The organism is Ruegeria sp. YKSF131 (assembly GCF_059612645.1).
This window is the reverse complement of sequence record NZ_JBXWQZ010000007.1, coordinates 12,842-28,635: the sequence shown is the minus strand read 5'-3', so window position 1 is coordinate 28,635 and position 15,794 is coordinate 12,842. Positions and strand designations below refer to the sequence as shown.

The window sequence follows — 15,794 nt, the reverse complement described above, 5'->3', positions numbered from 1 at the left end:
CCTCACCCGTCCGAGCTTCCGGTTGCCTCAGTATTTGCATCCGGGCCGGGTTGCGGGGCAGGGGTGTCAGCGTCACTCTGCTGGTCCGAGGTCTGGTCCGGCAACACGCCGTTTTCCCAGACACCGCTTTCCTCCTGGCCGTTGGCATAGCGCATCGTCCCACTGCCCTGCCGTTTGTTGTCGACAAAGCTGCCCTCATACACGTCGCCGTTCGAGTAGGTGGCGGTACCCACGCCGTTGATTTTTCCGTCCGACCAGTCGCCCGAATATTTGAACCCGGCGGGGGTTACGATTTCGCCTTTGCCATGCCGTTTTCCGTTCAGGAAATCACCGATGTAGACCGTGCCATCGGAATAGGTCGCCTTGCCTTTGCCCTGACGCACACCTTCAACCCAGTCGCCGTCATATACCGAGCCATCTGCGCGCGTAACCACACCTTTGCCGTGGCTTTGCGCGTTTTTGAATTGGCCTTTGTAGATCATACCATTGGTATACGTGGCCGTGCCTTGACCCTCGATAACACCCGCGATCCATTCGCCTTCATAGGTCGATCCGTCCGGATAGGTGATGCTGCCGTTTCCTTCGGCCAGATCGGCAACGAAATCGCCGACATAGACAGAGCCATCCGGATAGGTCACTTCGCCTAGGCCTTCAATCTGCCCGGCGTTCCAGTCGCCGGTATACACAAAGCCGTCTGTTCCGGTGAACGTTCCTTTGCCGTGGCGACGGTCGTCGACAAAATCGCCTTCGTAAACATCCCCCTGCGCGTGGGTCACTTTGCCCTTACCGTAGCGGCGCCCTTCTTGAAGTTCGCCTTCGTATATATCGCCATTGGAATAAGTCAGGCTGCCCGTCCCGGTGATCTGGTCGCCGGACCAATCCCCTGAATACACCATTCCGTCGGGCATCGTCTGCGTGCCGGTTCCATCGCGCAAACCTGCGTTGACGTCGCCGTCGTAAACGCTGCCATCCGTATAGGTGATCCTGGCCTTGCCCTGCCGCTCACCGTCGACCCAGTCGCCATCATAGATATATCCGTCGGGAAAACTCAGCACGCCTTTGCCATGTCGCTGAGCGTTCCTGAACTCACCCTCATAGCGCGTGCCGTTCGCGAATTCAGCGATGCCGGTGCCGTTGATTGACCCTTTGGACCAATCGCCCTCGTAGCTGCTGCCATTGGCATAGATGATCTTGCCGCGCCCTTCGGGCTGACCCTTGGCGAACATGCCTTCGTAGACTGACCCGTCGGGGTAGCGTGTCGTACCCTGACCCTGAATTTCGCCTTCTACCCACTGCCCCGTGTATTCAAACCCATTCGGCAGCCGATACGTTCCTGTCCCGTGCCGCAACCCGTTCTCGTAAGTGCCTTCATAGACACCGCCAACTTCATCATCCTTGACGATGACAGTCCCGTCCTGCGCGAAAGCAGTGGCAGCTGCCAGGCTCATCCCCGCTGCCAAAATTGAGTTTCGGATCACGTTCATTTCTGGTCCTGTCTGCCCGGTCGTCGCTGGTGATATCTCTTGCGCAAAACTAAGGTACCGTTGCAGGCAGAGCAACGGCTTTTGCCGCATTGGTCTTTTACTCGCGCGGTGATCTGCTAAATGGCAATAGGACTTACGAGGCAAGAGGGCAGCATGGCCGACCGTTTCCGCATCACTCTGGCGCAACTGAACCCGACCGTTGGCGATATCGAAGGCAACGCAGCAAAGGCCTTTGCGACATGGGAACAAGGCAAGGCAGCGGGCGCGGATCTGGTGGCTTTCCCCGAGATGTTCATCACCGGCTACAACACGCAGGATCTGGTTCTCAAACCGGTATTCCACCGCGCAGCCATGTCTGCGGTTGAAGCGCTGGCTGCAAAATGCGCCGAAGGTCCTGCAATTGCCATAGGTGGTCCCTGGGTCGATGATGGAAAGCTGTACAACGCCTACCTGATCCTGAAGGGTGGCCGGATCACCAGCAAGGTTCTGAAGCACCACCTGCCGAACGAGACGGTGTTCGACGAAGTGCGCCTTTACGATGCGGGACCTCTGGGTGGGCCGTATTCGGTAGGGAATTTCCGGATTGGCAGCCCGATCTGCGAAGACAGCTGGCACCCGGACGTGGCAGAAACGCTGGAGGAAACCGGGGCCGAGTTTTTGTTGGTCCCCAACGGGTCGCCCTATTTCCGGGATAAATACGATGTGCGGTTGAACCATATGGTCGCGCGCGTGGTCGAAACGAGACTGCCACTGATTTACCTGAATATGGTTGGCGGGCAGGATGATCAGGTCTTTGACGGTGCCAGTTTTGGCCTAAACCCGGGCGGGGAATTGGCGTTCCGGATGCCTGTTTTCGACGAGCTACTCTCTCAAGTCGACCTTGAGCGCGGCGAAGACGGCTGGCGGATCGCATCAGGTGAAATCGTGCCCCAACCGGATGAGTGGGAGCAGGATTACCGCGCGATGGTGCAGTCTCTTCGCGACTACATGGGGAAAACCGGTTTCAAAGAGGCGCTGCTGGGCTTGTCCGGCGGGGTTGATTCCGCGCTGGTCGCGACCATTGCAGTCGATGCCATCGGGGCCGAAAATGTCCGCTGCGTGATGCTCCCGTCGGAGTACACCAGTCAGGCCTCGCTTGACGATGCCGAGGCGGTCGCCAAAGCGCTGGGCGTCCATTATGACTACGTGCCGATCTCGGACAGCCGCGCAGCCGTCACCAGTACTTTGGCCCAGTTGTTTGCAGGGCTGGATGAAGGGTTGACCGAAGAAAACATTCAATCCCGCCTGCGCGGGTTGCTGTTGATGGCGATCTCGAACAAGTTCGGCGAAATGCTGTTGACCACCGGCAACAAATCCGAGGTCGCCGTGGGCTATGCCACGATCTATGGCGACATGAACGGCGGCTATAATCCGATCAAGGATCTGTACAAGACCCGTGTGTTTGAAACCTGCCGCTGGCGCAATGCCAATCACCGCAACTGGATGATGGGCCCTGCAGGCGAAGTGATCCGTCCCTCTGTCATCGACAAACCGCCCAGTGCGGAACTGCGCGAAGATCAGAAAGACAGCGACAGCCTGCCGGATTACCCGGTGCTGGACGGAATACTTGAGATCCTGGTCGATCAGGACGGATCGATCGCGGACTGCGTCGCCGCCGGGTACAACGAAGCAGATGCTCAGCGGGTCGAACATCTGGTTTATATCAGCGAGTATAAACGGTTCCAGTCCGCCCCCGGTACGCGCCTGAGCAACCGCGCGTTCTGGCTGGACCGGCGGTATCCAATTGTGAATCGCTGGCGCGATCGCCCCTGATTGCCGCAATTCGCGCGTTTCATTGGAAACAGTAAAGTTTCCCTCCTTTTGATTGTTTTCCGATTTCTCGTTTTGGGCCTGCCAGAGGAACAAAATCCGGCCTTTGACTTGTTGCAGTGACAACTTTCTGCCACATTTCAGCTTGAAAATTGCCCTATGTGGGGCTGGTGCGACGCAATTCTCAAAGTCGCAAGCCGATTTTGATGAAGTGTGACGCATCCGGGGTTGGATGTCTGAGTAAATGGTTTGGTTTTGACATGTATAGTGAATATCAGAGATCGCATCATGCTCTTTTGAAACGGCGGACGATGGAATCTCCGCCGCAGGAGTTGGATGAGGAAAAGCTGGAAGCGGCGATTGCCGGTGTCCTGAATGAACAGCGGCTGTCCGACGAACAGGCAGCGGCGTCGCTTCGGGCTGAGTTTCCAAGCTTGTTGCCGCAGAAGGACGTAACCGCCCAGACCGTGCAAAAAGACACCGGGTTGACCGCGAAGCTGCGTCAGAAATGGGCGGAACTGTCCGGCGCAGCGTGATGTGCTGAGGATTTTCGATGCCGTTGGCGTCTGGGCCACAGGCGTCATAAATAGTGCCAACATTGCGACAATTCGTGTTGCCAAACTTCTAGACCTTGGTCCCCATACGGGTTCAGGCGACAGAGTAATGCGTATTTATGACGGCACCAAAACCGAACCCCGTAGAATCCAATCTTGCCCTTCCCAAATCTGTTGATGTCGTCGTTGTTGGCGGCGGCATAATCGGCGTTTCAACAGCGCTGGAACTGGCAGAACGCGGAGCTTCCGTCCTTTTGTGCGAAAAGGGACAGATTGCGGCTGAACAAAGCTCGCGCAATTGGGGGTGGGTGCGTTTGGGTATGCGAGACCCCCGCGAAATTCCCCTGATGCAAGAGGCGTTGCGGATATGGCCGACCCTTGATGCCCGCCTGGATGGCACTACCGGATATACGCAATCCGGCATTCTTTTTGGCGCGTCCGGCAAGCGGGGCGAAGTCAATCTGAAGCGTTGGATGCGCCATGTAGAAGGATTACAGACCGGGGCAGAAATGGTGTCGGGACGCGAGTTGGCAGAGTTGTTGCACGGGCATGAAACCGGCCTGACATCTGCCCTGTACATGCCGCAGGACGGGCGCGCCGAGCCGCAATGGGCTGCCCCGGCCATAGCCGAAGCCGCACGGCGTCTGGGTGCTGTAATCATGACAGGCTGCGCCGTGCGAAGTGTAGACATTCAGGATGGGCGTATTGCTGGTGTATTCACCGAGCGCGGCAAGGTCGCCTGCGGGCGCGTGGTTCTGGCGGGGGGCGCGTGGTCGCGTTTGTTTGCGGGAAATGCAGGTATCAACCTGCCGCAGCTTAAGGTTCTGAATACGGTTCTGCGGACTTCTCCGGTGAAAGATGGGCCCGAAACTGCGTTATGGTCGGATGATGTTGCGATCCGAAAGCGCGCTGATGGGGGGCACACCATCGCGTCCGGACATCAGAACACGGTCGATATCGTACCGGACAGTTTCCGGCTGGGGTTGCAGTTTCGCTTTGCCTTTGCGCAGGAATGGAAATCCCTGCGCTTTCGCTGGTCAAATCAGTGGGCTATCGAGGCCCGTCAAAACAGAAGATGGTTGCCGACCGACATAACCCCGTTCGAGCTGTGCCGGGTTTTGGATCCTGAACCTTCGCAGAAGTTTTTGCGACAAGCCTGGGCCAGTGCACGAAAAGGATTTCCTGCTTTGCTGGACAGTGAAATCGTCCAAAGTTGGGCGGGTATGATTGATGTCACCCCCGACGCCATTCCCGTAATCTCGGGCGTGGATGACGTACCGGGTATGTATATCGCCACGGGCTTTTCCGGCCACGGCTTTGGCATCGGGCCCGGCGCCGGCCGCCTGACAGCGGACCTTGTCACTGATTCAACCCCTTGTGTGGATCCGACCGCGTTCCGTCTGTCTCGGTTCACTGACGGCTCAAAAGTGCGACCGGATCCGGGTTACTAGGGGCTTAGCCCATCATCTGATAGCTGACTGGAACAAAGCGGAAGCCCTCGCCCCGTGTCTCGACAAAGCCCGCGGCAGGGAAGGGCATGTGATAGCCGACCATCGGCACCTTGTCGGCTGCCAGCATGCCAAGAACGTTTCGGCGCGCGGCGGTTGCGGCGGCCTTGTCCATGTCAAACCGAACCTCCCATTCCGGATGGGCAAATGACCACACGTAATGGTTGGCCAAGTCCGCTGTCAGCAGAAGGCTCTGTCCGTTGCTCTCCAGATGATAAACCGTATGACCCGGGGTATGGCCGTGGGCCGCAACCGCAGTTATGCCCGACGCCACTTGCTCTCCATCACCGACAAAGCTCATCTTCTCGGCCATCGGTGTGACTTTTGCGGCCACAAGATCACCGACATTGTTTCCGGCCTCCTGCGCGGACCAGAAATCGTATTCCGTTGCCGAAGTCACATAGCGTGCGTTGGCAAAGGTCGGTGCGCCATCCGTTGTCATGCCGCCAATATGGTCGGGATGCATGTGGGTCAGTACGACAACGTCGATCTGATCCGGGCTGACACCTGCATCGGCCAAAGCGGCCTGAATGCCGCCCTGCCCAAGACCGGTGTCGAACAATACCAGTTCCGATCCGGTGTTGACCAGTGAGGGGGTAAAGAAGAATTGGGCGGTATCGGCGGGAATAAAGTTCTCGGCCGAAACCTTTGCGAAGTCTTCATCTGACGCTCCGCCGCCAAAGATATCCTGGGCGCCATCGCGGGGCAGGCTGCCATCCAGCAAGGTCGTAACAGTAAAGTCGCCGACATGGAATGACTTGGCGATGGTCGAGTTGGCCTTGGCGTCAGAGCCTGCGGCCAAAACCGGCGCTGCTGCCGTGGCAAACGGCAAGGCGGCAGCGGTTCCCAAGGCGGCACGGCGAGTAAGTTTGATCGTCATTATCGTTCTCCCTGTCAGAACACCTTTAGAAAAACTAGAACGGTGTGAGATTCTGACCAGATGTTACGACATCCACGCAGGGTGCATGGATGAACAATACGTGTTAATTTTTGTTCATGTCGCGATCACAGAACAAAACCGTTCCAACGGATCAAAGTGTAGAAGACTTCCTTAATTCGGTCCAATCAGAACGTCGGGCCGAAGAGACGCGCGCTCTGGACGACCTGTTTCGGGCTACCACCGGATTTGATCCGGTCATGTGGGGCCCGTCGATGATAGGGTATGGCCGTTATCACTATCGCTACGCCTCGGGCCGAGAGGGCGATTTTCTGGCAACCGGATTTTCCCCGCGCAAGTCGGCGCTGGTGATTTATATCATGCTGGGTTACGCGGATTTTGGCGGCATTCTGGCCCGGTTGGGTAAGCACAAGTTGGGCAAGTCCTGCCTGTACGTGAACAAGCTGGTGGATATCGACATGCAGGTTCTGTCGGAACTCATTCGCGCCGGGTTAGACGACCTTGACAGGATATGGCCCGTGGAACCGCGTTGAATCACCTGATGGATCAAGCGGCGGCTGGACAAAAACGCGCCCATGTGACAAGAGCCGCGCCAACAGGAGACACCCATGACAACCACCCGTTTCGCCCCGTCGCCCACCGGTTACATCCATGTGGGCAACCTGCGCACCGCCCTGATGAACTATCTGATCGCCCGCAAGGCGGGCGGTACGTTCATCCTGCGCATCGATGACACCGACCCCGAGCGCTCGAAAGAGGAATATGTCGATGCCATCAAACAGGATCTTGAGTGGCTGGGTTTGCACTGGGATCGCGTCGAGCGTCAATCCGAGCGTTTGGATCGCTACGCCGAAGCGGCTGACAAGTTGCGCGCGATGGGGCGGTTCTATGAAGCGTTTGAGACGCCCACCGAGCTGGACCTGAAGCGCAAGAAACAGCTGAACATGGGCAAGCCGCCGGTTTATGACCGTGCCGCGCTGAACCTGTCGGATGCCGAGAAGGATGCGCTGCGCGCTGAACGTGGCAACGGTGTCTGGCGTTTCAAGCTGGATCACGAACGGATCGAGTGGACCGATGGAATTCTGGGCGACATCTCGATCGATGCGGCCTCTGTCTCTGATCCGGTTCTGATCCGTGGTGATGGGCAGGTTCTTTATACGATTGCGTCGGTGGTGGATGACACTGAAATGGGCGTGACTGATGTCGTGCGCGGCTCGGATCACGTGACCAACACTGCGACCCAGATTCAGATCATCAAGGCACTGGGCGGGGATTGCCCGCGCTTTGCGCATCACTCGCTGCTGACCGGCCCGCAGGGCGAAGCTCTGTCGAAACGCCTGGGTACGCTGGCCCTGCGCGATCTGCGTGAACAGGGCGTGCAGCCGATGGCACTGCTGAGCCTGATGGCGCGACTGGGTTCGTCCGATCCGGTCGAGCTGCGCTCGGATATGGCCGAGTTGATCGACGGCTTTGACGTGAGCCGGTTTGGTGCCGCGCCGACCAAGTTCGACGTGCAGGACCTGTTCCCGCTGACCGCCAAATACCTGCAATCGCTGCCGCTGGCGAATGTGGCCGATGCTGTCGCGGATGCCGGGGTGCCTGCCGAACTGGCCGAACCGTTCTGGGCCATGGCGCGCGAAAACATCACCACTTTGGCCGACCTCAAAGGGTGGTGGGACCTGTGCCGTGACGGCGCCGAACCGTTGGTTGCAGATGAAGATCGCGAATTCATCGCTAAGGCCATGTCGCTGCTGCCCGAAGGCCCGTTCGATGGTGAGACCTGGGGAGCCTGGACCAATGCCGTGAAAGAGGCAACAGGCCGCAAGGGAAAAGGCCTGTTCATGCCGCTGCGCAAGGCGTTGACAGGTGCAGAACGTGGCCCGGAAATGGCGGCGTTGCTGCCGTTGCTGCAGGTGATCCGCGCGCGCGGCTAACGCGGTAGTACACGACATTTAAGGGCCACGCCCTCGGCGTGGCCCTTTGTCGTCAAACCGGTTGTTCAATCCGAACCGACAAACCGGTCAGGCGGTCATCGACAAAATCACGCTCGACAGGTTTGAGTTGTTGATGTCGCGGGTAACGTGGCTCGGCCCGGTCATTCAGGATCGGGGCATCCCATCCGCTGGTTGTTGCAAAGAACCGGTCTGCCCCGTCTTCTCCAAACGCCCGCAAATAACCCTGAACAACAACGTCGATATAGCTGAGCAGCAAGGGATGGCGGTTGCTGGGCTCGTTGTGCCGATCCTGCGGGACGGCGTAGACAGCTATTTCAACTTCATGTTTCAGCGGATGTGAAACCGACCGGGTTGCCGGAATTCGGTCATAGGCCCATTCCCGTTCATCCAGCGCAGCCCAGTCGTTCTTGGGGACATGTGCGATCATGCCTTCGATCTCAGACTCGGGGTCCGGGACAGCTGTCAGGAACGCGACCGGGCGCAGATCAGTGTGTCGCCATGCGCGTTTCCACCCCTTCAGTTTTGCTGGGCGGGGGTCGGGAAAATCATGTGTGGCGAGGTTCACAAGGCTTCCATAACCAAAGAAATAGGGGTCGGCCATGCGAGAGGTGTCCTTTGGGTCGATTGATGTATGTCAAACCGCTTTTTTCCGCGACATGCAATAAGGCTTCATCTTTTATTCAGGGAGGCCTTCATGCGGATTACCAAACGGACGAATATCGCTGTGCGCCTGTTGATGTATTGCGCCGCACACCCGGACCGGCTGGTCACCAAAGCCGAGATCGCCGAAGTCTGCAACATCTCGGAAAACCATCTGGCTCAGGTGATCAACCAGTTAAGCCAGTTGAATTACCTGAGCACTCAGCGCGGCCGCAACGGCGGTATGTCGTTGGCGCGTCCGGCAAGCCAAATCCGGATCGGCGCGGTGTTCAGGCACGTCGAAGGGGCCTTGCCCATCGCCGAGTGTTTTGCGGATGCGGACAACACCTGTCCTTTGACCGATGCCTGTAGGCTGCGGCTGGCATTGCAGGATGCGGCGGAAGTTTTCTATGCATCTCTGGACGAAGTGTCGTTGGATGCGCTGGTTTGTGACAACGACCCGTTGCTGAAGCTGTTGCAGCCCGTGGCCTGCGTACGCTGACCTTAGTCGCTGGCCCGCAAAATGCGGGCTGGCCGGGCAGAGAGAGGGCGCAGCGCGAATGCGAAACCTGCGCAGAGCGTGACGCCGACACCGGCCAGAACGATGCCAAAGGCCGAAGACCAGATCACGGTAAAACCTGTGTCGAAGATGTAGGTGGCCACAGCCCATCCGCCCAGGATGCCAACCAGCAAGGCGACGCAGCCCGCTGCGGCGCCCAGCAGGACCGAGCGTAGTCCAAAACTGCGCAGGATGCGGCCACGGTCAGCCCCCAGCGTCTTGAGGATTGCCGCCTCGTATCTGCGGGCGGGTTCGCCGGCGGCTGCCGCCCCGATCAGCACCAGGAATCCTGTCAACAAAGACACGCCCGCGCCATACGAGGTTGCGGCGGCGATCCCTGCCAAAAGGCCCGAAACACGGTCAATTGCGTCGCGCACACGGATGGCCGTGATGTTCGGGAACTGGCCTGCAAGATCTCGCAGAATGGCGGCCTCGGCCTGTTCTTCTGCATATACCGTCGCAATAAAGCTGTGTGGCGCACCCGCCAGTGCCGACGGGTTCATCGACATGACAAAACCCATACCCGCTGTGGAAAAATCCACCTCTCGGGTTGAGGTCAGCTCTGCGGTGATATCCCGCCCCAGGATGTTGACAGTTACCTGATCGCCCAGTTTCAGACCCATCTCTTCGGCTTCTTCGGCTGCAAAGCTGATCTGTGGTGCGCCAGAATAATCCTCTGCCCACCACTCCCCCGCTGTCACCCGTGCATTTGCCGGGGGGCGGGCTGAATAGGTGACGCCGCGATCTCCCTCCAGAACCCAATGATCTCCGGCCACCTCGCGCGCAGGGCGACCGTTTATCTGGGTGATGATGCCCCGCAGCATTGGTGCGCTTTCAATGCGGCTGACAGCAGGATCGGTTTGCAGCCGTTCGGTAAAACCGGGCATCTGGTCTTTTTGAATATCGACAAAGAAGTATGAGGGCGCGACATCCGGCAGATTGCCGGAGATCGCGTTGCGCAGCGTGCCGTCAATCTGCCCAACCGCCGCCAGCACTGACAAACCCAGACCAAGTGACAAAACCACTGACCCCGCACCCTCACGCGGATCAGAGATGGCGGACAAAGCCCATCGCAGGGCAGGGCGGCCCCGCGCCAAAGGTGTCCCAGCCCGTGCCAGTTTGCGAATGGCATGGGCTGCGAGCGCCAGCAGGATCAGTGCGCCCGCAAGTCCGCCGCTGGTCCACAGGGTTAGGCGCGTTGAGCCGCTGAACCAGGACGCAATCGCGATCAGGGACGCCAATCCAATCCCGCTTGCCACGACGTAAATTGCGCGTGGGATGGGACGAGCCGCACTCAGCGCATCGCGAAAGAGGGTTGCGGCGCGCACATCTTCGGTTCTGGCCAGCGGCCAGAGCGTGAAAAGAAATGCTGTCAGCAGGCCATAAAGCGCAGCCTCTATCAGCGGTTGCGGATACAGAGAAAACACTGCTGGAACGGGCAACTGGTATTCCAGCAGCGGTGCCAGCAAAAGCGGTGCCATCCCGCCCAGTACCAGCCCAATTACAATGCCAGTCAGGGACAGCACCCCGATCTGAATCATGTAAGTTTGAAAAATGGTGGAGCGATCCGCCCCCAATGTCCGCAATGTCGCAATGGTTTCCGTTTTCTGACTCAGATAGGCTCGCACGGCGGCGGACACACCGATGCCACCGACGGCAAGCCCCGACAATCCGACAAGGACCAGAAAGGCACTCAGGCGGTTGACGAATTCCGATATGCCCGGCGCGCCGTTGCGCGCATCGCTCCAGCGCATCCCCGAGCCTTCAAGCGCCGCGCTGGCTCTTGCGGACACCTCCGACAGGTTCGCGTCTTGGGGCAAGGTCAGCCGGTACCTGGTCGAAAAAAGCGTTCCGGGCTCCAGCAGGCCAGATGCCTGCAACGCTTCGGTACGCACCATTGTACGTGGCCCCAAGGCAAAACCAGCCGCGGCGCTGTCGGGTTCATTCCGAAGTGCGGCCATCAGAATGAACTCTTGCGTGCCAAGCGCGAAGTGATCACCGACCGACAAACCAAGCCGGTCTATCAGAACGGGTTCCATAATGGCACCGGGTAATCCGGACCTGCCATTCAGGGCGTCGTCCAGCGTGATGTCCGGCTCCAGTTTGACCGATCCGATGAGCGGGTAAGCCTTATCGACGGATTTGACCTGGGTCAGCGCACGTTCCGGCCCGGCGTCGCGGGGCACAACCGCCATCGAGCGGAAATCGACAATTTCTGACACCTGTTCGGATGACTGCTGCATCCAGAGGCGCTCGGCCTCAGTAGCAAAACGATAGGTGAACTCAAGCTCGGCATCGCCGCCCAGCAGGGATGCGCCTTCACGGGTCAGCCCGGTCTGAATCGCCTGACTCACCGATCCGACGGCTGCGATGGCTGCGACGCCCAAGGCCAGACAGGCCAGAAAGATGCGAAAGCCGCGCAGGCCCCCGCGCAGCTCTCGACGGGCCAGCCGCGCGGCCAGCCGAAGGCTCATTCTGCGGCCTCCTGCCGGGTCATTTCGGCAATCCTGCCGTCGCGCAGCCTGATCACCCGGTCACATCGTTCAGCCAGTGAACGGCTGTGCGTTACAAGAACCAGCGTCGCATCATATTTGCGCCGAAGCCCGAACAGCAAATCAACAATCGCGGCACCGTTTGTCTCGTCCAGATTCCCGGTTGGTTCGTCCGCCAGCAAGATCTTGGGGCGTGGTGCCAATGCACGCGCCAGGGCAACTCGTTGCTGCTCGCCGCCCGACAACTGCGCCGGGTAATGATCGCGACGATGGGATAACCCCACGGCATTCAGTTCAGTCTCGGCCCGGTCGAACGCATCTTTGTGCCCCGCCAGTTCCAGCGGTGTCGCCACGTTCTCCAACGCGGTCATCGTTGGGATCAGGTGGAAATTCTGAAACACGACGCCCATGTTGTCGCGCCGAAACCGCGCCAGGGCGTCCTCGTCCATGCTTGTCAAATTCTGATCCAAGGCCAAGATTTGACCACTTGTTGCCTGTTCCAACCCACCCATCAGCATCAACAGCGACGATTTTCCCGACCCCGATGGCCCGATCAGCCCCAGCGTTTCCCCCCTGTTCACGGTCAACGTGATGTCATGCAAAATATCGACCCGCCCGGCATTGCCATCCAGCGATAAAGCGGCATTCTGAAGAGCGAGAACAGCAGGCGTCATGGGTCTTCCCGATAAAGGAGCGGTTTTTGGGATATGGAGTGATCACCGTATTGCGCAAGGTTTTGATGGCAAGTCCATTTGTGTTCTGCGGTTTTGCGGCCACAGCCGATCAGGTGGTGATCGCAGCCCTTGGGGACTCGCTGACGCAAGGCTACGGGCTGGTGGAGGAGAACGGGTTTGTTCCCCAGCTTGACCGTTGGTTGCAGGCGAAGGGCGAAGATGTTCGCGTTATCAACGCAGGCGTTTCGGGCGATACAACGGCGGGTGGCGCTGCGCGGGTAGAATGGACCCTGACACCCGATGTGGACGGACTGATCGTTGCCTTAGGCGGGAATGACGTGTTGCGCGGGATCGATCCTGCAGTTTCGCAAGCCAATCTGCGCAAGATACTTCAGGTTGCACGCGATACAAAGGTTCCTGTCTTGTTGATCGGAATGCAGGCGCCGGGCAACTACGGCGCTGAATACAAGCAGGCGTTCGATGGCATTTACCCTGCACTGGCGCAGGAGTTTGAAGTTCTGTTTTTCAGCAGTTTCTTTGAAGGGCTTGCAGCGGAGGGTGACCCCGCAGCCGTATCGCAATTCATGCAATCGGACGGCATTCATCCAAATGCGGCCGGGGTGGCGAAGATCGTCGAAGCGCTGGGCCCCTCTGTGTTGCAACTTGTGACGCAGGCGGGCGGGGAAGGTTAACCATTCCCGCGATAGCGATCAGACGACCGTGACAACCGTTCCGATAGGGACCCGGTTATACAGATCGATGACATGTTCATTCAGCATCCGAATACACCCGTTTGACACCGCCCTGCCTATGGTTTGTGGCTGGGTCGTGCCATGGATTCGGAAATAGGTATCGACACCGTTCTGGAACAAATACATCGCACGCGCGCCGAGGGGGTTATCCCCACCTCCCGGCTGGACATAGTCATTGTCCTTGAATTTTGCATAGGCCACCGGATCGCGCTGGATCATCTCTTGGGTCGGGCGCCAGGTCGGCCATTCCTTTTTCACATCGATAGTAGCGGTGCCGGTGAATTCCAGACCTGCCTTGCCGACACCGCAGCCATAGCGGATCGCTTTGCGTGGTTCGGTGACATAGTAAAGATAGAATGAACGGGGGGCGACCAGCAGCTGCCCGGGCAGGAACTGCTTTTTGATGCGCACGAATTGCGGTGTCGGATCATACTCGACCGCTTTCTTGGCGCTGGCGATGCCCGGCAGCAGCGTGGCCGCTGTTCCGGCCAGAAAAACTCGGCGTGTAAACATCGAAACCCTCATCAATTGACCAATGAAACCCAAGAACCAGTTTCATCATGATATGTTATTTGGTCAATTCTGGGGCAAGCATCACGCATCCGTGATGTGATCAATCGGCCACCTGAAACGGCAGCGGTTGAACAAAAGGGTGAGGAATTTCCCTCACCCTTTCAAGAGCTTATGCAAGCTGGATGTTGTCGGCGCTCTCGCGGCCGTCACGACCCGAACGCAGTTCGTACGTGACTTTCTGGTTGTCGGCCAGACCGGTCAGGCCCGAGCGTTCGACGGACGAGATGTGGACGAAGATGTCCTTGCCGCCATCTTCGGGCGCAATAAAGCCGTAGCCTTTAGTGGTGTTGAACCATTTTACGGTGCCTGCTGGCATTTCCGTGTCTCCTGTTTGGTGCTGCCCACGGAGTTGCGGCAGCCTGGCGTCGTATGTCTGTATCGATAGACTGAGCGCCGTAGAAGGAGACAGTAGGTCGAAATAGAAAAACGTTAGCACCCTGCATATGGCATTGAGGTAAGCCTGTGGCAAGAGTGGTTTGTACGGATTGTACTAGTGCCAGAGGGCAGATAGCTTGATTTGTACAAGAATCCGCTGATGGGTTTCAGGCTGATTTTGGCGATGTTTGACAGCATTCTGGGTGCTCTGGTCACCCTGTCTGTTGACGCGCGCGACGGCAGTGAAAAACCCGGATCCACACTTTCCCGGTCGGCCATGCCGAGCGGTCGCCACGTGCCACGCCTGCGCGGGAGGGTGACACTTTTTCGTCGCAGGCACGTGTTCAGGACCAGTGTCATTCTGACCGGTTCAGCGTGGGTTCCCCTCACAACTGACGGTTTTTATTCATAAATCGCTATGTTTGAAAAATTTGCGATCTGGTGCTATACTGCGTGGCAGCTGTGGGGGCGGATATGAAAGCTGTTTATACGATTACCTTGTTGTGCTGGGCCGGAGCCGCGCAGGCCCTGACTGTTCCATATGAGACAGAGGGTTTTATGCCGACCGCGCGTGAAGGCGGGCTCAAACTCTACAACATGTTCGAATTTGAACACGAGCTGAAGGCTCCGGTCTTCGCGAAAGAGAACCCGCGCCGTAATGAAAGACGTCGTCGTCTTGTCGAGCTTGGTGGACCCAAGCATTTGCCCGAGATACTGACTGAACGGACGGAGGTCGTGGCGGAATCCGGGCCTGAGTTCTGCGAGCTGTGGTGCAATGAGCCCGGGTCCGAAGAAACGCCGGTGGACGTGAACGTCTCGGCCGTGCCGCTTCCGGCCAGTTGGCTGCTGCTGCTTGGGGCGCTGACGGGGCTGTTCGGTGTCGGACGGCTGCGTGGCAACCGGTTCGGGTAAGCGCCGCGTCTGCAACCATCCTTGAATGCTGTGATATGGGACACCGGGGGTCGGTGGAGCATGCGACCTGCGGCAGTTGCCTGCAAAGGCGCGTGTTAACCACTTGGTAGTCATACCTGCGCCACCTTGCGCGCATGAGTGATTATCGCCGCGTCCGCATTCCCGGTGCCAGATATTTCTTCACGGTGTCGCTGGCCGACCGGTCATCGGACCTGTTGATCCGCGTGGCCGTACATCTGCGCGCGGTATTTGCCGAAACGCAGCGGGAGCGCCCGTGCTGGTGTGATGCGTTTGTGGTGTTGCCCGATCATCTGCACGCGGTGTGGACCTTGCCGCCGGGCGATGCGGATTATTACACGCGGCGGGGAGCGATCAAGGCGCGGTTCACCATGGGCGTGAACAAGGCAAACCGTAGGCCGGGCTTCAGCCCGGCACCCGAGCTCACGCATCTACCTGTTGTGACCTCTGGCAGATATGCCGGGCTGAAGCCCGGCCTACGGGCAAGGGGTGATGGGTGCGAGCACCCATCCTACGCTTGATCCAAAGTGCGTTCTGGTTTGACTCTGAGAAACCCTTCCAAAGGCTTGCCTTCCAGTTGCCTGACCAACTT

16 protein-coding genes are annotated in these 15,794 nt (G+C 58.5%); 9 read left to right on the top strand and 7 right to left on the bottom strand.

Annotated elements, in window-relative coordinates; translation table 11 throughout:
* Window positions 1–2: 2 nt before the first annotated feature.
* A complete protein-coding gene (locus AC2FLZ_RS04350) occupies window positions 3–1,484 on the bottom strand; it encodes an MORN repeat-containing protein (protein WP_480554182.1) in 1,482 nt (493 codons plus the stop codon).
* Window positions 1,485–1,637: 153 nt separating this feature from the next.
* Between AC2FLZ_RS04350 and AC2FLZ_RS04345 the strand changes: the two genes are divergently transcribed.
* The 3 genes from AC2FLZ_RS04345 to AC2FLZ_RS04335 all read left to right on the top strand — a co-directional run bounded on the left by AC2FLZ_RS04345 (window position 1,638) and on the right by AC2FLZ_RS04335 (window position 5,298).
* Entirely contained in the window at window positions 1,638–3,296 is a 1,659-nt protein-coding gene (locus tag AC2FLZ_RS04345) for an NAD+ synthase (RefSeq protein WP_496881871.1), read from the top strand.
* Between the two features lie 308 nt (window positions 3,297–3,604).
* Entirely contained in the window at window positions 3,605–3,829 is a 225-nt protein-coding gene (locus AC2FLZ_RS04340; RefSeq protein ID WP_245220582.1) for a hypothetical protein, read from the top strand.
* Window positions 3,830–3,966: 137 nt separating this feature from the next.
* Window positions 3,967–5,298 carry an NAD(P)/FAD-dependent oxidoreductase gene (locus tag AC2FLZ_RS04335; RefSeq protein WP_496881870.1) on the top strand — a complete coding sequence of 444 codons (1,332 nt, stop codon included), beginning with the start codon at window positions 3,967–3,969 and terminating at the stop codon, window positions 5,296–5,298.
* Between the two features lie 4 nt (window positions 5,299–5,302).
* Here the strand turns inward: AC2FLZ_RS04335 and AC2FLZ_RS04330 are convergent, their stop codons facing one another.
* On the bottom strand, window positions 5,303–6,235 hold the full coding sequence (locus tag AC2FLZ_RS04330; RefSeq protein WP_496881869.1) for an MBL fold metallo-hydrolase: 933 nt from the start codon (window positions 6,233–6,235) through the stop codon (window positions 5,303–5,305).
* Between the two features lie 116 nt (window positions 6,236–6,351).
* On the opposite strand from AC2FLZ_RS04330, the gene AC2FLZ_RS04325 reads away from it, so the two are divergent.
* On the top strand, window positions 6,352–6,786 hold the full coding sequence (locus tag AC2FLZ_RS04325; protein ID WP_496808288.1) for a DUF1801 domain-containing protein: 435 nt from the start codon (window positions 6,352–6,354) through the stop codon (window positions 6,784–6,786).
* A 75-nt stretch (window positions 6,787–6,861) separates the two neighbouring features.
* The gene (gltX, locus tag AC2FLZ_RS04320; RefSeq protein WP_480622886.1) at window positions 6,862–8,187 is read left to right on the top strand and encodes a glutamate--tRNA ligase; all 1,326 of its coding nucleotides are present in this window, start codon (window positions 6,862–6,864) and stop codon (window positions 8,185–8,187) included.
* A gap of 52 nt (window positions 8,188–8,239) precedes the next feature.
* Here gltX and AC2FLZ_RS04315 read toward each other — a convergent pair whose 3' ends face one another.
* Window positions 8,240–8,809, bottom strand: a complete 570-nt coding sequence (locus AC2FLZ_RS04315) for a gamma-glutamylcyclotransferase family protein (RefSeq protein ID WP_480495485.1) — start codon at window positions 8,807–8,809, stop codon at window positions 8,240–8,242.
* Window positions 8,810–8,902: 93 nt separating this feature from the next.
* On the opposite strand from AC2FLZ_RS04315, the gene AC2FLZ_RS04310 reads away from it, so the two are divergent.
* A complete protein-coding gene (locus tag AC2FLZ_RS04310; RefSeq protein ID WP_267366061.1) occupies window positions 8,903–9,349 on the top strand; it encodes an RrF2 family transcriptional regulator in 447 nt (148 codons plus the stop codon).
* Between the two features lie 2 nt (window positions 9,350–9,351).
* Here the strand turns inward: AC2FLZ_RS04310 and AC2FLZ_RS04305 are convergent, their stop codons facing one another.
* Both AC2FLZ_RS04305 and AC2FLZ_RS04300 read right to left on the bottom strand, forming a co-directional pair.
* Complete coding sequence (locus tag AC2FLZ_RS04305) at window positions 9,352–11,880, bottom strand: ABC transporter permease (protein WP_496881868.1); 2,529 nt, start codon at window positions 11,878–11,880, stop codon at window positions 9,352–9,354.
* Window positions 11,877–12,572 carry an ABC transporter ATP-binding protein gene (locus tag AC2FLZ_RS04300; RefSeq protein ID WP_496881867.1) on the bottom strand — a complete coding sequence of 232 codons (696 nt, stop codon included), beginning with the start codon at window positions 12,570–12,572 and terminating at the stop codon, window positions 11,877–11,879. The genes AC2FLZ_RS04305 and AC2FLZ_RS04300 overlap by 4 nt, the downstream gene beginning before the upstream one ends.
* 65 nt (window positions 12,573–12,637) lie before the next feature.
* Here AC2FLZ_RS04300 and AC2FLZ_RS04295 point away from each other — a divergent pair, with 65 nt between their 5' ends.
* On the top strand, window positions 12,638–13,264 hold the full coding sequence (locus AC2FLZ_RS04295; RefSeq protein WP_480604886.1) for an arylesterase: 627 nt from the start codon (window positions 12,638–12,640) through the stop codon (window positions 13,262–13,264).
* Window positions 13,265–13,282: 18 nt separating this feature from the next.
* On the opposite strand, the gene AC2FLZ_RS04290 is transcribed toward AC2FLZ_RS04295, so the two are convergent.
* Together AC2FLZ_RS04290 and AC2FLZ_RS04285 are read right to left on the bottom strand one after the other, a co-directional pair.
* Entirely contained in the window at window positions 13,283–13,837 is a 555-nt protein-coding gene (locus tag AC2FLZ_RS04290; RefSeq protein WP_209506382.1) for a L,D-transpeptidase, read from the bottom strand.
* A 169-nt stretch (window positions 13,838–14,006) separates the two neighbouring features.
* Window positions 14,007–14,213: a cold-shock protein gene (locus AC2FLZ_RS04285; protein WP_209506380.1), complete on the bottom strand. Its 207-nt coding sequence runs from the start codon at window positions 14,211–14,213 to the stop codon at window positions 14,007–14,009.
* Between the two features lie 533 nt (window positions 14,214–14,746).
* Here AC2FLZ_RS04285 and AC2FLZ_RS04280 point away from each other — a divergent pair.
* Window positions 14,747–15,184: a hypothetical protein gene (locus AC2FLZ_RS04280; RefSeq protein WP_496822398.1), complete on the top strand. Its 438-nt coding sequence runs from the start codon at window positions 14,747–14,749 to the stop codon at window positions 15,182–15,184.
* A 134-nt stretch (window positions 15,185–15,318) separates the two neighbouring features.
* Window positions 15,319–15,723, top strand: a complete 405-nt coding sequence (locus AC2FLZ_RS04275; RefSeq protein ID WP_496822063.1) for an REP-associated tyrosine transposase — start codon at window positions 15,319–15,321, stop codon at window positions 15,721–15,723.
* Window positions 15,724–15,794: the final 71 nt, after the last annotated feature.